The 18,459-nt window shown below is 43.1% G+C and carries 18 protein-coding genes, 1 riboswitch and 1 other annotated feature; of the genes, 5 read left to right on the plus strand and 13 right to left on the minus strand.

Annotated elements, in window-relative coordinates:
* Nucleotides 1-2: 2 nt before the first annotated feature.
* Both hisD and hisG read right to left on the minus strand, forming a co-directional pair.
* A complete protein-coding gene (hisD, locus tag ACWYVB_RS02125) occupies nt 3-1,295 on the minus strand; it encodes a histidinol dehydrogenase (RefSeq protein WP_005390871.1) in 1,293 nt (430 codons plus the stop codon).
* A gap of 5 nt (nt 1,296-1,300) precedes the next feature.
* Entirely contained in the window at nt 1,301-2,197 is an 897-nt protein-coding gene (hisG, locus tag ACWYVB_RS02130; RefSeq protein ID WP_005390869.1) for an ATP phosphoribosyltransferase, read from the minus strand.
* 53 nt (nt 2,198-2,250) lie between these two features.
* Nucleotides 2,251-2,388, minus strand: a sequence feature (His leader region).
* Between the two features lie 365 nt (nt 2,389-2,753).
* On the opposite strand from hisG, the gene ACWYVB_RS02135 reads away from it, so the two are divergent.
* On the plus strand, nt 2,754-3,707 hold the full coding sequence (locus ACWYVB_RS02135) for a sigma-54 interaction domain-containing protein (RefSeq protein WP_005390867.1): 954 nt from the start codon (nt 2,754-2,756) through the stop codon (nt 3,705-3,707).
* Nucleotides 3,708-4,033: 326 nt separating this feature from the next.
* Here the strand turns inward: ACWYVB_RS02135 and tet(35) are convergent, their stop codons facing one another.
* Nucleotides 4,034-5,635, minus strand: a complete 1,602-nt coding sequence (tet(35), locus tag ACWYVB_RS02140; protein WP_152812416.1) for a tetracycline efflux Na+/H+ antiporter family transporter Tet(35) — start codon at nt 5,633-5,635, stop codon at nt 4,034-4,036.
* A 109-nt stretch (nt 5,636-5,744) separates the two neighbouring features.
* A riboswitch (Lysine riboswitch) is annotated at nt 5,745-5,927 on the minus strand.
* A gap of 582 nt (nt 5,928-6,509) precedes the next feature.
* On the opposite strand from tet(35), the gene ACWYVB_RS02145 reads away from it, so the two are divergent.
* Complete coding sequence (locus ACWYVB_RS02145; RefSeq protein ID WP_005390863.1) at nt 6,510-6,917, plus strand: H-NS family histone-like protein; 408 nt, start codon at nt 6,510-6,512, stop codon at nt 6,915-6,917.
* 127 nt (nt 6,918-7,044) lie between these two features.
* Here the strand turns inward: ACWYVB_RS02145 and ACWYVB_RS02150 are convergent, their stop codons facing one another.
* Both ACWYVB_RS02150 and ACWYVB_RS02155 read right to left on the minus strand, forming a co-directional pair.
* On the minus strand, nt 7,045-8,349 hold the full coding sequence (locus ACWYVB_RS02150) for an inosine/guanosine kinase (protein WP_005390861.1): 1,305 nt from the start codon (nt 8,347-8,349) through the stop codon (nt 7,045-7,047).
* A gap of 117 nt (nt 8,350-8,466) precedes the next feature.
* Nucleotides 8,467-8,736 carry a hypothetical protein gene (locus ACWYVB_RS02155; RefSeq protein ID WP_005390859.1) on the minus strand — a complete coding sequence of 90 codons (270 nt, stop codon included), beginning with the start codon at nt 8,734-8,736 and terminating at the stop codon, nt 8,467-8,469.
* Between the two features lie 188 nt (nt 8,737-8,924).
* On the opposite strand from ACWYVB_RS02155, the gene mnmA reads away from it, so the two are divergent.
* The 3 genes from mnmA to purB all read left to right on the plus strand — a co-directional run bounded on the left by mnmA (nt 8,925) and on the right by purB (nt 12,195).
* Complete coding sequence (mnmA, locus tag ACWYVB_RS02160) at nt 8,925-10,049, plus strand: tRNA 2-thiouridine(34) synthase MnmA (RefSeq protein WP_005390857.1); 1,125 nt, start codon at nt 8,925-8,927, stop codon at nt 10,047-10,049.
* A gap of 10 nt (nt 10,050-10,059) precedes the next feature.
* A complete protein-coding gene (gene hflD / locus ACWYVB_RS02165) occupies nt 10,060-10,677 on the plus strand; it encodes a high frequency lysogenization protein HflD (RefSeq protein WP_046874772.1) in 618 nt (205 codons plus the stop codon).
* 147 nt (nt 10,678-10,824) lie between these two features.
* Nucleotides 10,825-12,195 (plus strand): adenylosuccinate lyase, encoded by a 1,371-nt coding sequence (gene purB / locus ACWYVB_RS02170; protein WP_457527771.1) that lies wholly within the window; start codon nt 10,825-10,827, stop codon nt 12,193-12,195.
* Between the two features lie 116 nt (nt 12,196-12,311).
* On the opposite strand, the gene ACWYVB_RS02175 is transcribed toward purB, so the two are convergent.
* From ACWYVB_RS02175 to ACWYVB_RS02210, 8 genes are read right to left on the minus strand one after another with little or no spacing between them, the layout of a single operon-like run.
* Nucleotides 12,312-12,845: a DUF3833 domain-containing protein gene (locus ACWYVB_RS02175; RefSeq protein WP_374072668.1), complete on the minus strand. Its 534-nt coding sequence runs from the start codon at nt 12,843-12,845 to the stop codon at nt 12,312-12,314.
* Nucleotides 12,845-13,438, minus strand: a complete 594-nt coding sequence (locus ACWYVB_RS02180) for a chalcone isomerase family protein (protein WP_394452520.1) — start codon at nt 13,436-13,438, stop codon at nt 12,845-12,847. Before ACWYVB_RS02180 ends, ACWYVB_RS02175 begins: the two co-directional genes overlap by 1 nt.
* On the minus strand, nt 13,398-13,910 hold the full coding sequence (locus tag ACWYVB_RS02185; protein ID WP_046874769.1) for a DUF2878 domain-containing protein: 513 nt from the start codon (nt 13,908-13,910) through the stop codon (nt 13,398-13,400). The genes ACWYVB_RS02180 and ACWYVB_RS02185 overlap by 41 nt, the downstream gene beginning before the upstream one ends.
* A gap of 6 nt (nt 13,911-13,916) precedes the next feature.
* Nucleotides 13,917-15,173, minus strand: a complete 1,257-nt coding sequence (locus ACWYVB_RS02190; RefSeq protein WP_457527774.1) for a class I SAM-dependent methyltransferase — start codon at nt 15,171-15,173, stop codon at nt 13,917-13,919.
* Nucleotides 15,167-15,985, minus strand: a complete 819-nt coding sequence (locus tag ACWYVB_RS02195) for a DUF1365 domain-containing protein (protein ID WP_074191109.1) — start codon at nt 15,983-15,985, stop codon at nt 15,167-15,169. The genes ACWYVB_RS02190 and ACWYVB_RS02195 overlap by 7 nt, the downstream gene beginning before the upstream one ends.
* 1 nt (nt 15,986) lies before the next feature.
* Nucleotides 15,987-17,297, minus strand: coding sequence for an NAD(P)/FAD-dependent oxidoreductase (locus ACWYVB_RS02200; protein WP_457527776.1), 1,311 nt, complete (start codon nt 17,295-17,297; stop codon nt 15,987-15,989).
* A gap of 12 nt (nt 17,298-17,309) precedes the next feature.
* Nucleotides 17,310-18,035, minus strand: coding sequence for an SDR family oxidoreductase (locus ACWYVB_RS02205; protein ID WP_237311851.1), 726 nt, complete (start codon nt 18,033-18,035; stop codon nt 17,310-17,312).
* Complete coding sequence (locus ACWYVB_RS02210) at nt 18,032-18,451, minus strand: nuclear transport factor 2 family protein (protein ID WP_005390833.1); 420 nt, start codon at nt 18,449-18,451, stop codon at nt 18,032-18,034. Before ACWYVB_RS02210 ends, ACWYVB_RS02205 begins: the two co-directional genes overlap by 4 nt.
* Nucleotides 18,452-18,459: the final 8 nt, after the last annotated feature.

Below are 18,459 nucleotides of genomic sequence, written 5' to 3' on the forward strand. Positions count from 1 at the left end.
TCTTACTTACTTGCTAATTTTTCTACACGGATAGTAACAGCACGTTTGTGGGCGTCCAGACCTTCTGCTTCAGCCATGGTGACAACCGTTGGCGCAAGATTTTTAAGACCGTCAGCTGAAAGCTCTTGAACCGTCATTCGTTTAGAAAAATCAGCCAAACCTAAGCTTGAATATGTCCGTGTATAACCGTAAGTAGGAAGAACGTGGTTAGTGCCCGATGCGTAATCACCTGCAGATTCAGGCGACCAATCACCAAGGAAGATCGAACCTGCGTTATCTAATAGAGGAAGAAGCTCGCGAGGGTTCTTAGTCTGAACAATTAAGTGCTCAGGACCATAATAATTAGAAATAGAGATTGCTTGGGTGATCGATTCAGCAATAATGATTAAACTCGATGCGAGCGCTTTTTCTGCAATCTCTGAACGAGACAACTCTTTCAATTGACGACGAACGGCATCTGTCACCTGATCTGCAATAATGGCTGATGGCGTCACAAGTACAACTTGAGAGTCAGGTCCATGCTCTGCCTGACTTAGAAGGTCCGCCGCAATAAAATCTGGGTCCGCTGTTTCATCCGCAATCACAAGAACTTCCGAAGGACCCGCTGGCATATCAATCGCTGCGCCACGGAAATCATTGCTCACCTGACGCTTTGCTTCCGTCACATAAGCGTTACCCGGGCCAAAAATCTTATCAACTTTTGATACGGTCTCTGTACCATATGCCATTGCAGCAACAGCTTGACCACCACCGACGTTGTACACTTCATCAATGCCACACAATTTTGCTACGTAAAGGATCTCGTCAGCGATTGGAGGCGGAGAGCAAAGCACAACTTTACGACAGCCGGCAATTTTCGCAGGCACGCCCAGCATCAAAACCGTCGATGGCAATGGCGCGCTACCACCAGGAATGTACAAACCCACTTTTTGAATTGGACGTGTTACCTGTTCACAAAGCACACCCGGTTGAGTTTCGACTTTAATTGGCTGTGGCTTTTGCGCTTTGTGGAATTTAGAAATATTGGCATAAGCTTGCTCTAATGCATTTTTCATTGATTCAGACAAGCGCTCTGAAGCGGCTTTAATTTCCTGAGAAGAAACACGAATGGACTCAGGTTTAACGCGATCAAACTTTTCTGTCAGCTCGTTGAGAGCAGAGTCGCCTTCATTTCTAACTTTAGCGATAACCTCAGACACTGCTGCAGTGATATTTGCACCTTCTGCAATAGCAGGACGTTCTAAGATCGAATCTTGCTGCTCTTCACTTAAAGATTGCCAAACGACTGTTCTCATGATGTTTACTCCATCATTTTTTCAATTGGTAGCACTAGGATTGAGCTAGCACCTAACTCTTTTAGCTGTTCCATGGTTTCCCAGAACAGGTTTTCAGAACTCACTAAGTGAACAGCCATTTTCTGCTTATCTGCAGAAAGAGGAAGAACCGTAGGATCCTCAGCACCAGGAAGTAGTGCTTTGATTTGATCGAGCTTTTCAGCTGGCGCGTGAAGCATGATGTACTTAGACTCTTTCGCTTGTTGTACGCCTTGCATGCGAGTCAGTAGTTTTTCAATCAGTGCTGTTTTGTCTGCATCAAACTCACCGATACGTTGAATCAGCGTCGCTTTAGATTTAAAGATCACTTCCGCTTCTTTTAAGCCATTCGCTTCTAACGTTGCGCCAGTCGATACCAAATCAGCAATAGCGTCAGCTAGACCTGCGCGAGGTGCAACTTCTACAGAGCCAGTTAGCATACATGTGGAGAATGGAACGCCTGCTTCATCCATGTAAGCTTTTAGGAGTTGAGGGTAAGTTGTGGCAATACGCTTACCGGCTAAGTCTTGTGGACCGTTGTACTCTTCATCCTTGTCGATAGCGATAGACAAGCGACAACCGCCAAAGTCAAGTCGACGAAGTTGTACAAACTCACATGGTTCACCCAGAGCTTTACGATCTAGACGAACTTCTTCCAATTCATTTTCACCAATGAAACCTAAGTCAACAACACCATCCATGATCAAGCCAGGGATGTCATCGTCACGAACCAAAAGCAAATCAATTGGCATGTTCTCCGAGTGAACCACTAAACGCTCACCCATTACATTAAATTTTACGCCGCACTGTTTTAGCAGAGCTTGGCTCTCTTTGCTAAGGCGACCTTTTTTCTGAATTGCGATTCTTAAGCGTTGTGTTTGCATTGCTTTTTCCCTGTGCAAGATTTTGATATCTAAGTAATTTTTGAATTAATAAAACTAAAAAACCCTCGAGAGATTGGAGTCTCCCGAGGGTTTAAAATCTGCTTTTACTTTGATTTCACCTCCGGGAGTTTCCTGCCTCCCGGGTATGCGTACATCGCCCGAAAGACTAGATTGGGTGATGATGGTGATGAATGTTCATTACAAAATTACGCATACTTATTTAAGGCTCTATTGAGTTGCTTCGTTAGTAACCACACTAACCAAGGATTCTATATTTTTCAATACTGAATTTAACATTTTCTAGCTGTTTTTTATAATCACTTGATTTCAAAGGATTTAAATTTAACTTCAGTTGAGTATCTTGGTAGAAATTAGGTTTCTATTCAACCCTATTCTTAAAGAAAAAGAAGAATAGTATGAATTTTCATCAAAACAACTATTTAGATCTCACCGCCCTTAGTAATTGACATCATTCTCAATAAAGAGACATCCACTCACGTTTGAGACGACTCATTCAAAACTATTATTTTAGTGGGGCAAAAAATAGTGATTAACCATGAAACTGCGTAACGGTAGTAACAAACAAGCTGTGGATTTCAGCGATACAACACTATACCCATTAATCGGCAATAGTGCATGTATCCAAGAACTTCGCACGGCAATCCAAAAGTACGCTCAATGTGATGCTGAAGTACTCATTCAGGGTGAAACAGGGGTGGGCAAAGGTCTCTGTGCTCGTCTTATTCATCAGTTGTCGAACAGACACTCGGCACCTTTTGTTGAAGTTAACTGCGGCGCAATTCCAAGTGGTCTTATTGCGTCCGAACTTTTCGGTCACGAAAAAGGAGCATTTACAGGAGCGATTTCAGATCGTATCGGTTTTATTCAAAAAGCGCATAAAGGTACCCTATTCCTAGATGAGATTGGTGATATGCCGCCGGATCTACAAATCCACCTTCTGCACTTTTTAGAGAGTAAGCAAATCCATAAAGTCGGCGCTGATAAATTCATTGACGTGGACTGTAGAGTCATTGCTGCGAGCCACGTGGATTTGAAAAATGAGGTTGTACAAGGTGGATTCCGTGAAGATTTATTCTATCGGCTTAATATCTTGCCATTAACTATTCCTCCACTGAGAAAGCGTGGGAAAGATATCCTTATGTTATCAGAACACTTCTTAACAGATTTGTCTCATGGTCAGGTACAAAAAATGTCGGATAAAGTCAAAGCCAAGCTCCTCAAGCATCGTTGGCCAGGTAACGTAAGAGAACTGCGAAATGTAATCCAACGAGCGATTGTCATGTGTGAAGATCACACGCTTCTCGTCGCCGACTTGGGCCTTGATAATAATGAAAGGCAATTACTCCCTTCAGTGGACCAAATTGATCTCGACTACCTACTGCAAGCTATCGAAGAAAATAAGCACAATATGAGTGCGGCTGCACGTCATCTTGGTATTTCAAGAACAACGCTTTATCGTCTAATAAAGAAATACAACTTAAATGTTTAGTTGCTGTACAGGTGTAACGTGACACTGTGTAACAGACAACTCATCATATATCATTTACTTAGCCCCTCATCATAAACCTCTTGATATTACCGCCTTTAAAATCAACAACTTAAACTAGGCATAGTCTTTGCTTAGAGCTAAGAAGAAGTCGGTTGATAGATTTTCTATCACAGCACAGAAAGGAGTGCTCAGAACACAAATAGCTCGCTTTTAACACGAAACGATTATCCCCAAAAACGCGATTGCCCCCCTCACCTAAATCGCGTTAAAAAAAAGCTCCGCTAAATTTAGCGGAGCTTCCTCTTTATTAAAAATACTGAGCTGTACTAGACATTTTGGCACGATGCCATTTTAGACTTCGACAACCAAGAAAGTGCTCCACATACAATAATAAATGTGATTGATGCAGCGATGAATGAGAATGCAATTGACGCAGTCATCCCCAAAGTAATGAAGCCAACACAGGAAACTAGCGCCACGGACAATGCATAAGGCAACTGGGTCGATACGTGATCAATATGATTACAACGTGCACCAGTCGACGACAGAATAGTGGTATCGGAGATAGGTGAACAATGGTCACCAAAAACGGCACCGGCTAAAACTGCACTTAGCATTGGGAGCATTAGCGCAAGATCGGTTGCACCAGCCATATCACCCGCGATTGGAAGCATAATGCCGAACGTACCCCAAGAAGTACCTGTTGAAAATGCCATTAGACCAGACAACAAGAATAGGATAACTGGTAGCCAATGTGGATTGATATTGCCCTGAGCCATTGTAGAAAGGTAAGAACCCGTCTTCATGTCACCGATAACCGAACCGATAGTCCAGGCAAATACCAGGATTAGAATCGCGCCAAACATAGACTTCGCACCAATCCAAAGTGTGCGTGCAATTTCACCTATTGGAAGACCTTGCTTCACAACAGTAAACAGTGCAACTGCTAAGCCAAGCAAGCTACCGTAGATTAGTGATGTACCTACATCTGTATTTTCAAACGCACCTAGAAGCGCAAACTCTTTGCCGTCAGCAGCCAATGCTTGGCCACCCGTGTAAAGCATAGAAGCGATAGTCGCAATAATCAGCGTCACGATAGGAAGTACCAAGTCTGACACTTTACCCTTTTCGCTCTCACGGATATCTAGCTCTTCGTTTAGATCATGCGCTTCTTGAGAGTCGTTTTCTTTGTCTTTATCAAAACCGCGGCCTTGAGACGCAGAGATTTCATGCTCACGCATCTTACCGATATCGAGGCCAAACCACGCCACAGCAAACACCATAAGCAGTGCAAAAACTGCATAGAAGTTCATTGGAATAAGACGAACGTACGCGCCAAGAGCCGAATACTCAGTGATCCCATGTGAGACTAAGATACCGCCGATAATCGTAATAATGTAAGCACCCCAGCTAGAAGCAGGCATGATTACACACATCGGTGCAGCAGTTGAGTCTAGAATGTATGCAAGCTTCGCGCGAGACACATAAAAACGGTCGGTTACTGGACGAGAAATGGCACCAACAGCAAGGCTGTTAAAGTAATCGTCGACAAAAATGAATACGCCTAAAAAGGCAGCAAGAAGTTTGGAGCCGCGTTTACTCTTCACTCGAGATTGTGCCCATTCGGCAAATGCACGAGTACCACCAGATAGCGTTAATAATGCAGTTGTCATACCTAATAAGATTAGGAAACCAACAATGCTCATGTTCCAAGTGTTAATTCCGCCATCTTCAATAAAGACAGAAGAAACTTGAGAACTCACGTAACTAACGGTATCACCGATAGACCAGCTATTAAGTAGAACCGCACCCAGCACGATACCTACACCTAAGGAAACTAATACACGTCGAGTCAGAATCGCCAAAGTCAAAGCGACAATAGGTGGCAATAATGAAACAGGAGAACTAGAAAAATCTATTAAATTCATGATCTTCAAAAACCAAAGTTTGGCTAGAGATCTACTGCAGACAAGTCACGTAGCATACGATACGTGCTCATGTTGAACTTAGCGACAGGGAAGCGAACACTCCACCCAACCCTACAGTAGCGCTCCATAGTTTAATGTGAATATATACTATGGCAGTGTTGTTCCTTTCAGATACAACCCCAGCAAGTAACTTTGATGAGTTACTTACTTCGGCAATCTTCGCCTTCCACTATTATTCATTGGCATCACCCCAATAATAGCTACTCTTCGAGACCGCGCCTCTACGGCAACAACAAACAATTAACCACTAACTGTACAAATTAACAACAAATTGTCTGCAATATTGCATCAGGTAGCAGCCATTGTACTTATGATGAGAGTCAATGCAACACATCAAACTAAATTAAACAAATAAATAATGACTGAGATAATTTATAAACCTTGTCTACTTCAAGTTAGTTTTGTGCAACTGAAATCACATCAATTTTGTTATTTATGAAACATTATTACTACCTTAAAAATATCATGGTTTATCTTGTATCAATAAATTAAGGATATATGACACTCCATCAAAGATGGACGCTTCATATTTTTAAGTAATAACTCAACTTTTTTTATAAAAACCAAGCTGGCTCTATCTCTATACAATAACGAGTGTTGATTTCAATTCTCATCTAATAAGATTTATTTCGAGTGTAATAATATTTATTGCTTTAAAAAAATAGCTAAATTTAAACAAAATCTTGATTTAGTATTTGCACATAAGGAAAAGATAAAGTTAAATATAAGGACTCTTTGTTTATTTATAGATTGGCATTATTTAATCGTAACGATAAAAAGTGCCCAACACATTAACCTTTTAATAGGAATCGTTATGTCAGAGCTGACTAAAACCCTTCTAAATATCCGTAGCCTTCGTGCATTTTCTCGTGAGCTGACTCTAGAACAATTGGAAGAAGCTCTAGATAAACTAACTACTGTCGTAGAAGAGCGTCGTGAAGCAGAAGAAGCAGAACGTGCAGCACAAGCTGAGCAAGAAGCTAAGCTAGCAGAGATCGCAGAGAAAATTGCTCAAGACGGTATTGACGTAGAAGCGCTTATTACTGCGCTATCTGGCGAAACTAAGACGAAAGGCAAAGCGAAGCGTGCACCTCGTCCAGCTAAATACAAATACACAGACTCAAACGGTAATGAGAAGACTTGGACAGGCCAAGGTCGTACACCTTCTGCAATTCAAGAGCAACTTGATGCAGGTAAATCTCTGGATGATTTCCTGATCTAAATTCGCGCTATTTTTAAAAGGCTCCTATTGGGAGCCTTTTTTATTTGTAATGATCCAAATAAAAAAGGCGCATTTTTTAATGCGCCTTTTACTTTAGTTATAGAATGGTTAATTAAACTACTGTGTATTAACGTTCCCAGTATGCTTCTTCTAGGCTATCTTCTCGCTCAGGAAGCCCACGTGACAAACGTGGAGAATGTTGCACGAGAACTTCGTAGCTCGCACGGTTTGCGTATTTACATACTTGAGAAAAAGAAGAGTAAGTTAAATATTCGTTACTGTGCTTGCTTGAATTAGGCACATTTTCTTTATGGTATTTGTTTGCCGCCATATCATGAAGAACAGCAGATAACGCAGCATCACCTGCACCATTGGTATTCTTGATTTTTTCTGGACCACCCATATATGGCGAGATATGTGAGTACACTTTTATTGGTGTTTCACATGTATCTTTTTTCGCCGGACGACTAAATTCATAGCGATTAAATTCAGCGATTGACCCCGGAAGTAATGGTAAAGAAGTTTCGCGCTTCGCGCTGTCTTCCGTATAACCCGCCATAAATAGGCCTACAGGCCCCGCGGTGCACAATACTAGATCTGCCCACTCCAGTGTTTTATCAGATGCAGCAAGTGGGTCTGACTCACCCGTCAGTGCTTCTGCTTCATCTTCATTCATCGCAACGACTGAAACGTTATCTCGAATGAATTCTTGCCAATATTTCGGGTCATCTTGAATAACGAACTTAGTCCCAAGAGTCAGAACAACAGGTACATCATTCTTTTTCGCGTACTCAATCGCTTTCATTGTTGCTTCAGGCATTGGGTCGCCTTCTTTACAACGTACTAAATATGACGTTAGTACAAGCGCCGATGCATTTTTAAAGATTTTTTCTGGAATGCTATCAGGATGCAGTTGGTTCATTTGCCCTTCACTGATCGCAAAAGTACGTTCACCATCTTCTGTAATAAGAGCGAAACAACGACCGATAGCGCCATCAACACCTTGTAGGTAGTTCAAGTCCATGCGGCTTGATGTATTACAAAGGTAACGGTAGCCATAGCTGCCAATTTTGATATCCTGGCTCATCACTCCAAGCAGCGTAGAGCGATCATCTGCTAGCACAGAGTAGTTGTGTAGCGTGTTACCAATTGTGCCACCCGCATACTCATTGGTAATTAAGTTCTCTTCTTTAAGTTGCTGGTACAACTCTTCTGCTCTTTCGTCATCAATAACCAAAGAGTGACCTTTACTCAGACCGTACTTTTCAATCACATCCGTTGTAACTTTAGCTTCAATATCAACCAAAGTTTGGTCAATACCAATGATGTGAGTGCGCGTCATCTTCTTGCTTTCTTGTGCTTGGCTCACCAGCGGGTCACGAGCATGAACAGGAAAATAGTGCTTCGATTTGCGTTGTCCAGGAAATTTCATATTGTCAGTCTGAGTAAGGGGATGAAAAGGAGAACGGATTCTATACCGCTAATAATAAAGCGGCAATAAAAGCAATTATAGCAAACGTTTGCTAGCCACTTTTTTCTTCTAGACTCCTTATTCACCTTCCATAAAACTTAGATCTGGCAGTTGCTCAAGGTGCTCGCAGTAACGCTTTAGGTTGAACTCACCTTCATTTTTCATCACATCGAAAATTTCAATCGACATGGCACATGCCATCATTGCAACCGCTTCTTCTCTAGGTGTCCCTGTCATCATTAAGCGCATTAGCGTCTCTTTAACTTTTAATGGATTGCCGTCCTCAAGTTGGTTTTCAACAATTTCAATCAACTCGGCTTCTTGCATAAACTGGTTTTCTTCGGTCATTTGGACTTTCCTCTTGGATTTTTGCCAACTATGCCATATATACCTCTTCTATACTTGCGAAATTGCCCGTTCGAATTTCTGTTGAAGAAAAATGCAGCGAAACGAATTGTGATTTCGATCTCGGATCTGTCACCGGTCTGTGGATTCTGATAGAATCTGCATCCCGTTTATTTAAGTGGTGTTTAGTAATGTCTGATAACAGCCAAAAGAAAGTCATCGTCGGTATGTCCGGCGGCGTTGATTCATCTGTTTCTGCGTATCTTCTCAAGCAACAAGGCTACCAAGTAGAAGGCCTGTTCATGAAGAACTGGGAAGAAGATGACAACGAAGAATATTGTACAGCAGCAGAAGATCTTGCTGATGCTCAGGCAGTATGTGACAAGCTAGGCATTCATCTACACACCATCAACTTTGCTGCCGAATACTGGGATAACGTATTTGAGTACTTCCTTGCAGAATACAAAGCGGGTCGTACACCGAACCCTGACATTCTTTGTAACAAAGAAATTAAGTTCAAAGCATTCCTAGAATTCGCTGATGAAGTGCTTGATGCTGACTACATTGCAATGGGTCACTACGTACGTCGCTCTTTCCCGGATAACGGTGAGAAACCAGCGATGTTGCGTGGCCTAGATGGCAACAAAGACCAGAGCTACTTTCTATATACACTAAGCCACGAACAAATTGGCCGTAGCCTCTTCCCTGTTGGTGATTTAGAGAAACCTGAAGTACGCCGTATTGCGGAAGAGCAAGGTTTAGTAACAGCGAAGAAGAAAGACTCGACAGGTATTTGTTTCATCGGTGAGCGTAAATTTACCGACTTTCTCGGTCGTTACCTTCCTGCTCAGCCTGGTAATATCGAAACGCCAGAAGGCGAAGTGATCGGTCAACACCAAGGTTTGATGTACCACACACTAGGTCAGCGTAAAGGTCTACACATCGGTGGCCGTAAAGGCGGCGGTGGTAACGAAGAGCCGTGGTTTGTTGGTGAAAAAGACCTAGAGCGTAACGTGCTAATCGCAGTCCAAGGTAAAGACCACCCGATGCTAAAATCAGAAGGTCTACTTGCGTCACAACTTCACTGGGTAGATCGTGAGCCAATTCGCGATGTTATGAAGTGCACAGTGAAAACTCGTTACCGTCAGGAAGATATTCCTTGTACAATCATCCCGATCGATGATGAAAACATTAAAGTGATCTTTGATGAACCACAAATTGCAGTGACGCCTGGTCAATCAGCAGTGTTTTATAAAGATGACGTATGTCTAGGTGGCGGCATCATCGAGCAACGCATTAAATATTCTCAAGCTTAGGAGTCGTTACGTGGCGAATACACTTTATGACCGTACTATCGCTTTCGCTGGTATTTGCCAAGCTGTCGCTTTGGTTCAACAAGTTGCGAGAAACGGGCATTGTGATCAAGATGCTTTTGAAACATCAATCAACGCTATTTTGAACACAAACCCTGCTAACACCGTTGGCGTATTCGGTCGCGAAGCCGATCTAAAGCTCGGTCTGGAGTGTCTGGTTAAAGGGATTGATAGCACCCCATCAGGCAGTGAGATCACTCGTTACATCATTAGCTTAATGGCGCTAGAACGTAAGTTAAGCGCTCGCAACGATGCCATGTCCCAGCTTGGTGACCGTATCCAGATGGCCAAGCGCCAGTCAGAGCATTTTGAACTGCTAGATGATCAAATGATCAGCAATTTAGCAAGCATCTACTTGGATGTTGTTAGCCCTATTGGACCACGCATTCAAGTAACAGGCACGCCTTCTGTACTGCAACAAACGGCAAGCCAACACAAAGTCCGTGCTCTACTGCTATCTGGTATTCGTAGTGCTGTTCTGTGGCGCCAAGTAGGCGGTAAACGTCGTCATCTAATTTTTGGCCGAAAGAAAATGGTCGAACAGGCTCAAATCCTGTTAGCCAGAATGTAGAATACTCTGCTAGCTCGCGTTTATCGCGAGCTACTTTTTTTCGAATAAAACAAATCCCGCGCAAACGTTTGCGCAATATTCGTGACAATTGCCACAGTTATTGGTATAACGCTCACGAAATTTAGAAACCCAATTCAGGAGAACATCATGGAACTGTCAGCATTGACTGCTGTTTCACCAGTAGACGGCCGTTACGGAAGTAAGACGATTGCGTTACGCGAAATTTTCAGCGAGTACGGTCTACTAAAATACCGTACTATCGTAGAAATTCGTTGGCTACAGAAGCTAGCGGCTACTGCTGAAATTGCAGAAGTGCCAGCATTCAGCGCAGAAGCTAACCAATTCCTAGACGACCTTGCTGCTAACTTCTCTGAAGAAGATGCACGCCGTATTAAAGAAATCGAGCGTACAACTAACCACGACGTTAAAGCGGTTGAGTACTTCTTAAAAGAGAAAGTAGCAGACGTTCCTGAACTGCACGCTGTTAATGAGTTCTTCCACTTTGCATGTACTTCTGAAGACATCAATAACACCTCTCATGCGTTAATGCTAAAAGAAGCACGTGAGCAAGTGATTCTTCCAGAAATGCGTAACCTAATTGACGCTATCAAAGCACTCGCAGTTGAATACCGCGACATTCCTCTTCTATCTCGTACACACGGCCAGCCTGCTTCTCCATCTACAATGGGTAAAGAAATGGCAAACGTGGCGTACCGTATGGAGCGTCAATTCAAGCAAATCGAAAACGTTGAGATCCTAGCGAAAATCAACGGCGCTGTAGGTAACTACAATGCACACCTTTCTGCTTACCCAGAGCTAGATTGGCACAAGTTCTCTGAAGAATTCATTACAGAGTCTCTAGGCGTAACTTGGAACCCTTACACAACACAAATCGAGCCGCATGATTACATCGCTGAGCTGTTCGACGCTATCGCTCGTTTCAACACTATTCTGATTGACTTCGATCGTGACGTTTGGGGTTACATTGCATTAGGCCACTTTAAGCAAAAAACCATTGCTGGTGAGATTGGTTCTTCAACAATGCCGCACAAAGTTAACCCAATCGACTTTGAAAACTCTGAAGGTAACCTAGGTCTTGCGAACGCAGTATTCGGCCACCTAGCACAAAAGCTGCCTATCTCTCGTTGGCAACGTGACCTAACTGACTCAACAGTTCTACGTAACCTTGGTGTTGGTGTTGGCTACGCTATTATCGCGTACACTTCTACGCTTAAAGGCATCAGCAAGCTAGAAGTAAACCGTGAAGCGCTTCTTGCTGAACTAGATAAAAACTGGGAAGTACTCGCTGAGCCAGTACAAACAGTAATGCGTCGTTACGGCATCGAGAAGCCATACGAGAAGCTAAAAGAGCTAACTCGTGGTAAGCGTGTAGACGGCGAAGCAATGCGCAACTTCATCGACAGTCTTGAGCTTCCAGAACACGAGAAAGCACGTCTGAAAGAGATGACGCCAGCGAACTACATTGGTCAAGCGGTTGAGCTGACAGATAAGCTGTAATCACACCTTGATGATCTGCAATTGAAAAGGTTGACGTGAAAGCGTCAACCTTTTTAGTTAGGAAGAAATAATTTCGGTTATTTGGTAGTAATGCAAGAGGATAAATCCCCCAACTATTATGGCTGTTTTTGGAAGAATAAGGTTATTGTCCCGACCTCTATACCAAACTTTTTAATTTTGGTGAGGTTGAAAACATGCTTCTCGTCCTGACGATAAAGCCAATCATCAAAAGCGACCGTTACTGTTGAGTCATCCATTTGCAACTCAAAGTCATACCGCCACTGCAACGCATTGCCTTGCTCAGCCCCTGTTGCTACACCAATAATATCCTCTGCTTTACCTTCATAGCGTCCATCTTCTAATTTGGTAATAACCCAAATTCGCTGGTCAACCTCTCCATCATCAAACACAAAGTCTTCCACCAGCGTCAACGTGTTACCTTCCACAGTACCCACTATGTCGACTTCAAAACGACGAGTTTGTTGTTCAGTGTAATCTTGGACCATCCCCCACGCCTTTGTATCGCCTTCAAAATAGCCGAATAAATCAAAAGTCGGTGTAGAAGATTGATAATTATCGATATCTGCTGAGCATGCTGAAAGTAAGGCCGCAGCGGCCAAGGCGACTGATTTTAAAATTCGTTTAAGCACTATCTAACCTGCCCTATTAATTGTTTTCGAAGTTTTGGGAACTCTGTATTAGGTGACAACCATATAGACAAAAACGCATCGTTCATTCGCTCATCTTGAACGAAGCCGACTGTCTTGATTTGTGCAATGCCAGCTTGTCGGTAAAGAAGCTGACCAGTTTTACCATCGGTTAAGTAAGTAAGCTCATCCCCTTTTTTTATATCAGGGAGCATACGGTTTAGTTCACTGATCCAACTTTTTCGATATGATTCAGTAAAACCAAGTTTTGCCCATTGCTCATCAGTTACATCAAGCAACTGCTGCTTGCTGATGTCTCTTTGATAGTTAATTTCCAATGCCAGAGGGTGTGGTGATACATCGCCATTTACAATGAACTTTCCATCGGGTGCTTTTAGTCGAGACTGATATATATCGAAGATGAACCATGTGAGTTGTGCCTCACCGACAGTTTTCCACCCCTCCCAACTCGACATCTTATCTGCGTTTTCACTGTTTCCAACTGGTTGAGCTTGTAGAGCAAAGGAGCCCATAACTACTAGAGAAGCAACTACCTTAATCAGCCTCTGGGTTAAATCTCTCTTCAAGCTTTTCATATCCGTATACCTTGAGTATCAAAAGCGTCATGGCAAACCATTCAGCAAATAGAATGACCAATGTAACGCTGGTATTAAATCCATATTCAACGACTTGGAGCTTGTAACCGGCGTAGTAACTGACGGTTCCTCCAACGCCACCTACAATTGATACGTAGATTTTTGGGAAACGGTACAAAACAGGCTTGAGCTGATAGGCATACCAAGAGAACAGAACCCAAAGGCACAACAACCAAATGGGTAACCATTGTGTTGGAAAGACAAAAACAGAAAACTGTTGATTGAGCGTATCGAGCACTACACCCGCCAAAACGATACTCGCGATGTGCTTCAAGGCAGAAGCGTCCGTCCTCCAACAATAGACAAGAGTAATAAATGTTAAGATCAGTGTTAGCCACTGCCATTGATAGGTCCCAAGCACTGCAGAGAACCAACAGAGCTGGAACCATGTAGAGGCAATCAGCAACTTCATAACGGTTTAAGGTCGCTGGAATGTCATGTGAACGGCACTGATACTTCGAGCTAAAAAGCCGCCTTCACAATAGCTCAGGTAATAGCGCCACATGCGGACAAAGCGGTCGTCATAACCGAGAGAGCGTACGTGCTCTTCAGCTTGATTAAATCTAGAGTGCCACTCGCTCAAGGTTTTCGAATAGTCCAGACCAATATCAAATAAGTCTCTCACCACCAAGTCACTGTATTTGGTCGCAGCTTGAGTTAAAGATGTAACCGAAGGTAAAAAACCACCTGGAAAAATGTATTTCTGGATAAAGTCAACGTTGTTACTGTAGTAATCATAACGCTGGTCAGCGATAGTGATGGCTTGAATTGCCATTAAACCACCCGGCTTGAGTAATGATTGGCATTGCTTGATGTAGGAAGGCAAAAATTGTTTTCCAACCGCTTCGATCATTTCTATCGAGACTAACTTATCGTAGTGACCCGAAAGGTCTCGATAGTCTTGTTTTAACAGAGTGATCTTGTCACCCAAATTTCGCTCTCTAATTTTTTGTTCAGCGTAAGCATGCTGCTCTTCAGAAATCGTCGTTGTCGTTACATGACAACCATATTGCTCTGCCATGTAAATGGCCATAGCCCCCCACCCTGTACCGATCTCAATCACTCGATCGGATGGTTGAAGCTCAAGCTGCTGGCACAAACGATCCATTTTGTTGATTTGCGCTTGTTCCAAAGTATCGTTGTCTTGCACATATAAGGCCGATGAGTACAGCATGTTGTCGTCTAAAAATGACTCGTACAAATTGTTGCCCAAGTCGTAATGCGCATGAATGTTTTTACGAGAGTTCTCTTGAGAATTGCGGTTGGTCCAATGACTGAACTTGTACAGTATTTTAGTTAGCCAACTTCCTTTCTCTTCAAGTTTATCTAGCGCGCGCATATTAAGAGCCATAAGTTTCATTAACGAGGTTAGATCCGGGCTGTCCCACCAACCATCCATATAAGCCTCACCCGCCGCAATGCTGCCACCTTGCAAGATTCGCGAGTAAAAGCCAGGATGCTTTACTTCAATCGTCGCCACAACAGGCTGACCGCTGTATTCACCGTTGGGCGCATTAAAGCGCTCGCTTCTTTCTTTCGTTTCCGTCTTAAAGCTTTCAATAACAGTTAAGCAGCCGATTTCCATTTTTTGCAGACATTGAAAAATAACTCCGCGAGCCGCCTTTTGTGTTGTCGTCAATTTGCGCGGCAATGTCATAGAACTGGTATTTAACATGCAGAATTCTCCTTGTGCTTTTTATTTTTTTTGTCTGTTTTTTTAGTGTCGGCTTCTATTTCGTCGTGTGTTGAATATTTAGGATGAGAATAAAAAGGCGCGCCTTTCACCCAAAGTTTTAATGCGTGCCAATAAATACCAACCATTACTTTTACCGTCTGTATTGGCGTAACGATCAAACACTTCAATAAGCTTTTGCTCGAAAACACTTGAGCTTTCATTGTCATCGTCGCATCAAAGTGCTTTTCGCTTTTGTGGCATTCAAGATGAATCCTTAACTTGTCCGTCAGTGGTTTAATCTTCCAGTGATACTGTTGGTCAATTGGATTAAACGGAGAAACATGAAAGGCTTTCTCTTGTTCCCATCCAAAGTTTTCATCGTTTTGCTCAGCAGCGACTGCGTAGTAATGACGCTCGTTCCAAGGTGTATTGCTGACTTCAGCTAAGAGGTATTTCCATTCCCCTTCTTTGTTATAAACGTAGTAGAAATTCACCGGACTAAAATAAAGTCCTAAATAGCGCAAATGACAAACAGCGATGACTTTGCCGGTACAACGAACACCTGTTAACTCTTCAATTTTGTCGTGTACGGCCACCTTTAAACAGCCCTCACCAACATAGTCACTGCGTTTAAAGCGTGCCCAATGCCACCAACGAGAGCCAAATCCCCAAACTTTTTCCTCTAGTTTTTTTAGCTCATCGACGTCAATAGCTGGCATAAACAATGAGTAGTTCAATTCATGTTTTATCGGCGTGAACCTGCGATGTCGAACGTTGCCAACAAACAACTGGCTGTTCATTTGGCTATCCATATCACGCAGCACCTTTTTCTAAGTTGACAGCAGTCTGAACGCGATATTTCTCTTCAAGCCCTTTCACTACGTCCAACGCGCTGCGAACGCCATCCTCATGGAAACCGTTGTACCAATAAGCGCCGCAGAACCAAGTATTGTTCAGCCCTTGCACCTCTTCTTTACGTTGCTGTGCAGCGATAGAGTCGGTGGAGAACACTGGATGGTGATAGGTAAACGTCCGTAATACTTTGCTCGGTTCGATCTGCTCAGTGCTATTTAGCGTGACACAGAATGTGTGTTCAGATTGAACATGTTGGAGAATATTCATGTTGTAAGTAAGCCAAGGGAGGCGTTGCTGTTCGTCTTCACTGCCCTCCAGTAGGTAGTTCCACGAAGCCCACGCCGCTTTACGCTTTGGAAGTAAACTCGTATCAGTGTGAAGCACCACTTCATTCGCTTGATAAGCCATATTACCCAGCACCTCTTGCTCGACTGGGCTAATGTCACCTAACATGTTCATCGCTTGATCACTGTGACAAGCAAAGATGACATCATCAAACCAGTGCATTTCACCGTTAACTTTTAAACCCACACCATTCTCACTACGGAGCACTTTTTCTACCGGACTATTGAGTCGAATTTTATCGATAAAACCTTGAGTCAAAGGTGGAATGTACTCACGAGAGCCACCTTTAATTACATACCATTGCGGCCTGTTAGTGACATCAAGCAATCCGTGATTTAAGAAAAAGCGAAGGAAAAACATCAGCGGAAATGCGCGCATGTCCGCTAAAGTCGAAGACCAAATTGCAGCGCCCATCGGCAAAATGTAGTTATCTGAAAAGAAAGTACTGAAGTTGTGCTCATCAAGAAACTCACCTAGCGTCTGAGAATGACTCGATTGTTTGCTAGCGACGCTTTTGGCAAGTTTGTTGAAACGAAGGATCTCGAAGATAAAACGATAGAACTTAGGATTTACCCAATTGCGCTTTTGAGCAAATAATGTCGACACGGTATGACCGTTATATTCCAAGCCATTGCCGTCGTTTCTTACGCTGAAACTCATCTGGGTTGGCAATCCTTCGACACCAATCTCGTTCATCATTTTGATGAAATTAGGATAAGTGCGATCGTTGTAAACGATAAAGCCCGTATCAATCGCATATTCTTTACCATCGAGTTTTACATCCACCGTCGCGGTGTGCCCGCCAATGTAATCGTTAGCTTCAAATACGGTGACATGGTGCTCTTTATGTAGATAGTAACCACACGTAAGGCCAGAAATTCCGGTCCCCACAATCGCTATCTTCTTTCTTCCTGCTGTTTTCATTTTTATTCCTTCTTATGACACGAGTTTAGCAGTTAGGCGAGCTTGCCAACTGTATGGAAGTAACGAGATAAAACGTAAAATACTGGTAAACCTCGCGGGGAAATAGATGTGAGTCTTGTTGGCAGCCAACTGTTTTCTGATAGAGTTCGAGGCTTGCCGCGTAGAAATAATCATCGGCATTTCGAAGTCATTTTTGTCAGTTAACGGGGTTTCCACAAAGCCTGGGAACACGGTCACCACTTGAATGCCCTTCTTCTTCAAATCAACAGCTAATGTGCGAGCAAAGTAGCTCACAGCGGCCTTAGAAGCGCCGTAGGCTTCAGCCCTTGGCAACGCGACTTCTGAAGCAATAGAACCCACGATAACGATGCGATGCCCTTTATCTAAGTGTGGTTGGCAACCTTCTACGCAGTTGGCAACACCAACGACGTTTACATTCATCACACGCGCCATGAGTTTCGCGTCAACCACACCGTTGTCCATATACTCACAATCCCCTGCATTAAAAACCCAGGTACTCGGCGTGAAAGGCAAACTGGACAGCGCATGCTGAGTTTGTTCATGGTTTGTCACGTCAAACTGTAATGTATGGATATTAGAAGAAGCAGCCCCCAATTCAGCAAGAACGTCTTTGTTTCGTCCACAAGCAATAACGCTCCAATCAGAGTTCGCGTAATCTAAAGCCAATTGCTTCCCTATTCCGGAGGTAGCGCCAGTGATTAAGATAGTATTGTTCATTGTCCTAACCTCTGCTTGATGGTTTTTACGACTGAGCCAAGTAAAGGTAAGTTTTCGTAAAGCATTTCTCCGAGATCAAAGTAATCTCGGTGATAAATAACTTGGCCTTCGCTGAACTTAAGATGCGACACACCATTAACGAGAATAGGTGCACCTTTTTGAAGTTTGGGATGCTGAAGATCCATGGTCCACGTTAGGAAGCCAGTATCTCCGACTTGTTGATGTTCGTGGATAACAAAGTCACAGCTTATGACGTTGGCATATAATGATGTGAAGTAATCTGAAAGTGCAGGCCACCCTTCTAAACGATGAGCAGCATCTTCAAAGACGACATCTTGGTGATATACGTCTTTAAGCAGATGTAAGTTCGCTTTATTCAGCTTTTGATAGATATTGCCAACAGACTGTATGTCCATGTGTTTAC

Source organism: Vibrio sp. JZG10, assembly GCF_054064075.1.

Bases quoted from the DNA above. Each gene is read 5' to 3' on its own strand.
- ACWYVB_RS02155 (WP_005390859.1), bottom strand. From the start codon at position 8,736: ATGACCGAAGAAAACCAGTTTATGCAAGAAGCCGAGTTGATTGAAATT.
- ACWYVB_RS02195 (WP_074191109.1), bottom strand. From the start codon at position 15,985: ATGGATAGCCAAATGAACAGCCAGTTGTTTGTTGGCAACGTTCGACAT.
- ACWYVB_RS02180 (WP_394452520.1), bottom strand. From the start codon at position 13,438: ATGAAAAGCTTGAAGAGAGATTTAACCCAGAGGCTGATTAAGGTAGTT.
- ACWYVB_RS02210 (WP_005390833.1), bottom strand. From the start codon at position 18,451: ATGGACATACAGTCTGTTGGCAATATCTATCAAAAGCTGAATAAAGCG.
- ACWYVB_RS02145 (WP_005390863.1), top strand. From the start codon at position 6,510: ATGTCAGAGCTGACTAAAACCCTTCTAAATATCCGTAGCCTTCGTGCA.
- ACWYVB_RS02185 (WP_046874769.1), bottom strand. From the start codon at position 13,910: ATGAAGTTGCTGATTGCCTCTACATGGTTCCAGCTCTGTTGGTTCTCT.
- hisD (WP_005390871.1), bottom strand. From the start codon at position 1,295: ATGAGAACAGTCGTTTGGCAATCTTTAAGTGAAGAGCAGCAAGATTCG.
- ACWYVB_RS02150 (WP_005390861.1), bottom strand. From the start codon at position 8,349: ATGAAATTTCCTGGACAACGCAAATCGAAGCACTATTTTCCTGTTCAT.
- hisG (WP_005390869.1), bottom strand. From the start codon at position 2,197: ATGCAAACACAACGCTTAAGAATCGCAATTCAGAAAAAAGGTCGCCTT.
- mnmA (WP_005390857.1), top strand. From the start codon at position 8,925: ATGTCTGATAACAGCCAAAAGAAAGTCATCGTCGGTATGTCCGGCGGC.
- ACWYVB_RS02200 (WP_457527776.1), bottom strand. From the start codon at position 17,297: ATGAAAACAGCAGGAAGAAAGAAGATAGCGATTGTGGGGACCGGAATT.
- ACWYVB_RS02190 (WP_457527774.1), bottom strand. From the start codon at position 15,173: ATGTTAAATACCAGTTCTATGACATTGCCGCGCAAATTGACGACAACA.
- purB (WP_457527771.1), top strand. From the start codon at position 10,825: ATGGAACTGTCAGCATTGACTGCTGTTTCACCAGTAGACGGCCGTTAC.
- ACWYVB_RS02135 (WP_005390867.1), top strand. From the start codon at position 2,754: ATGAAACTGCGTAACGGTAGTAACAAACAAGCTGTGGATTTCAGCGAT.
- ACWYVB_RS02205 (WP_237311851.1), bottom strand. From the start codon at position 18,035: ATGAACAATACTATCTTAATCACTGGCGCTACCTCCGGAATAGGGAAG.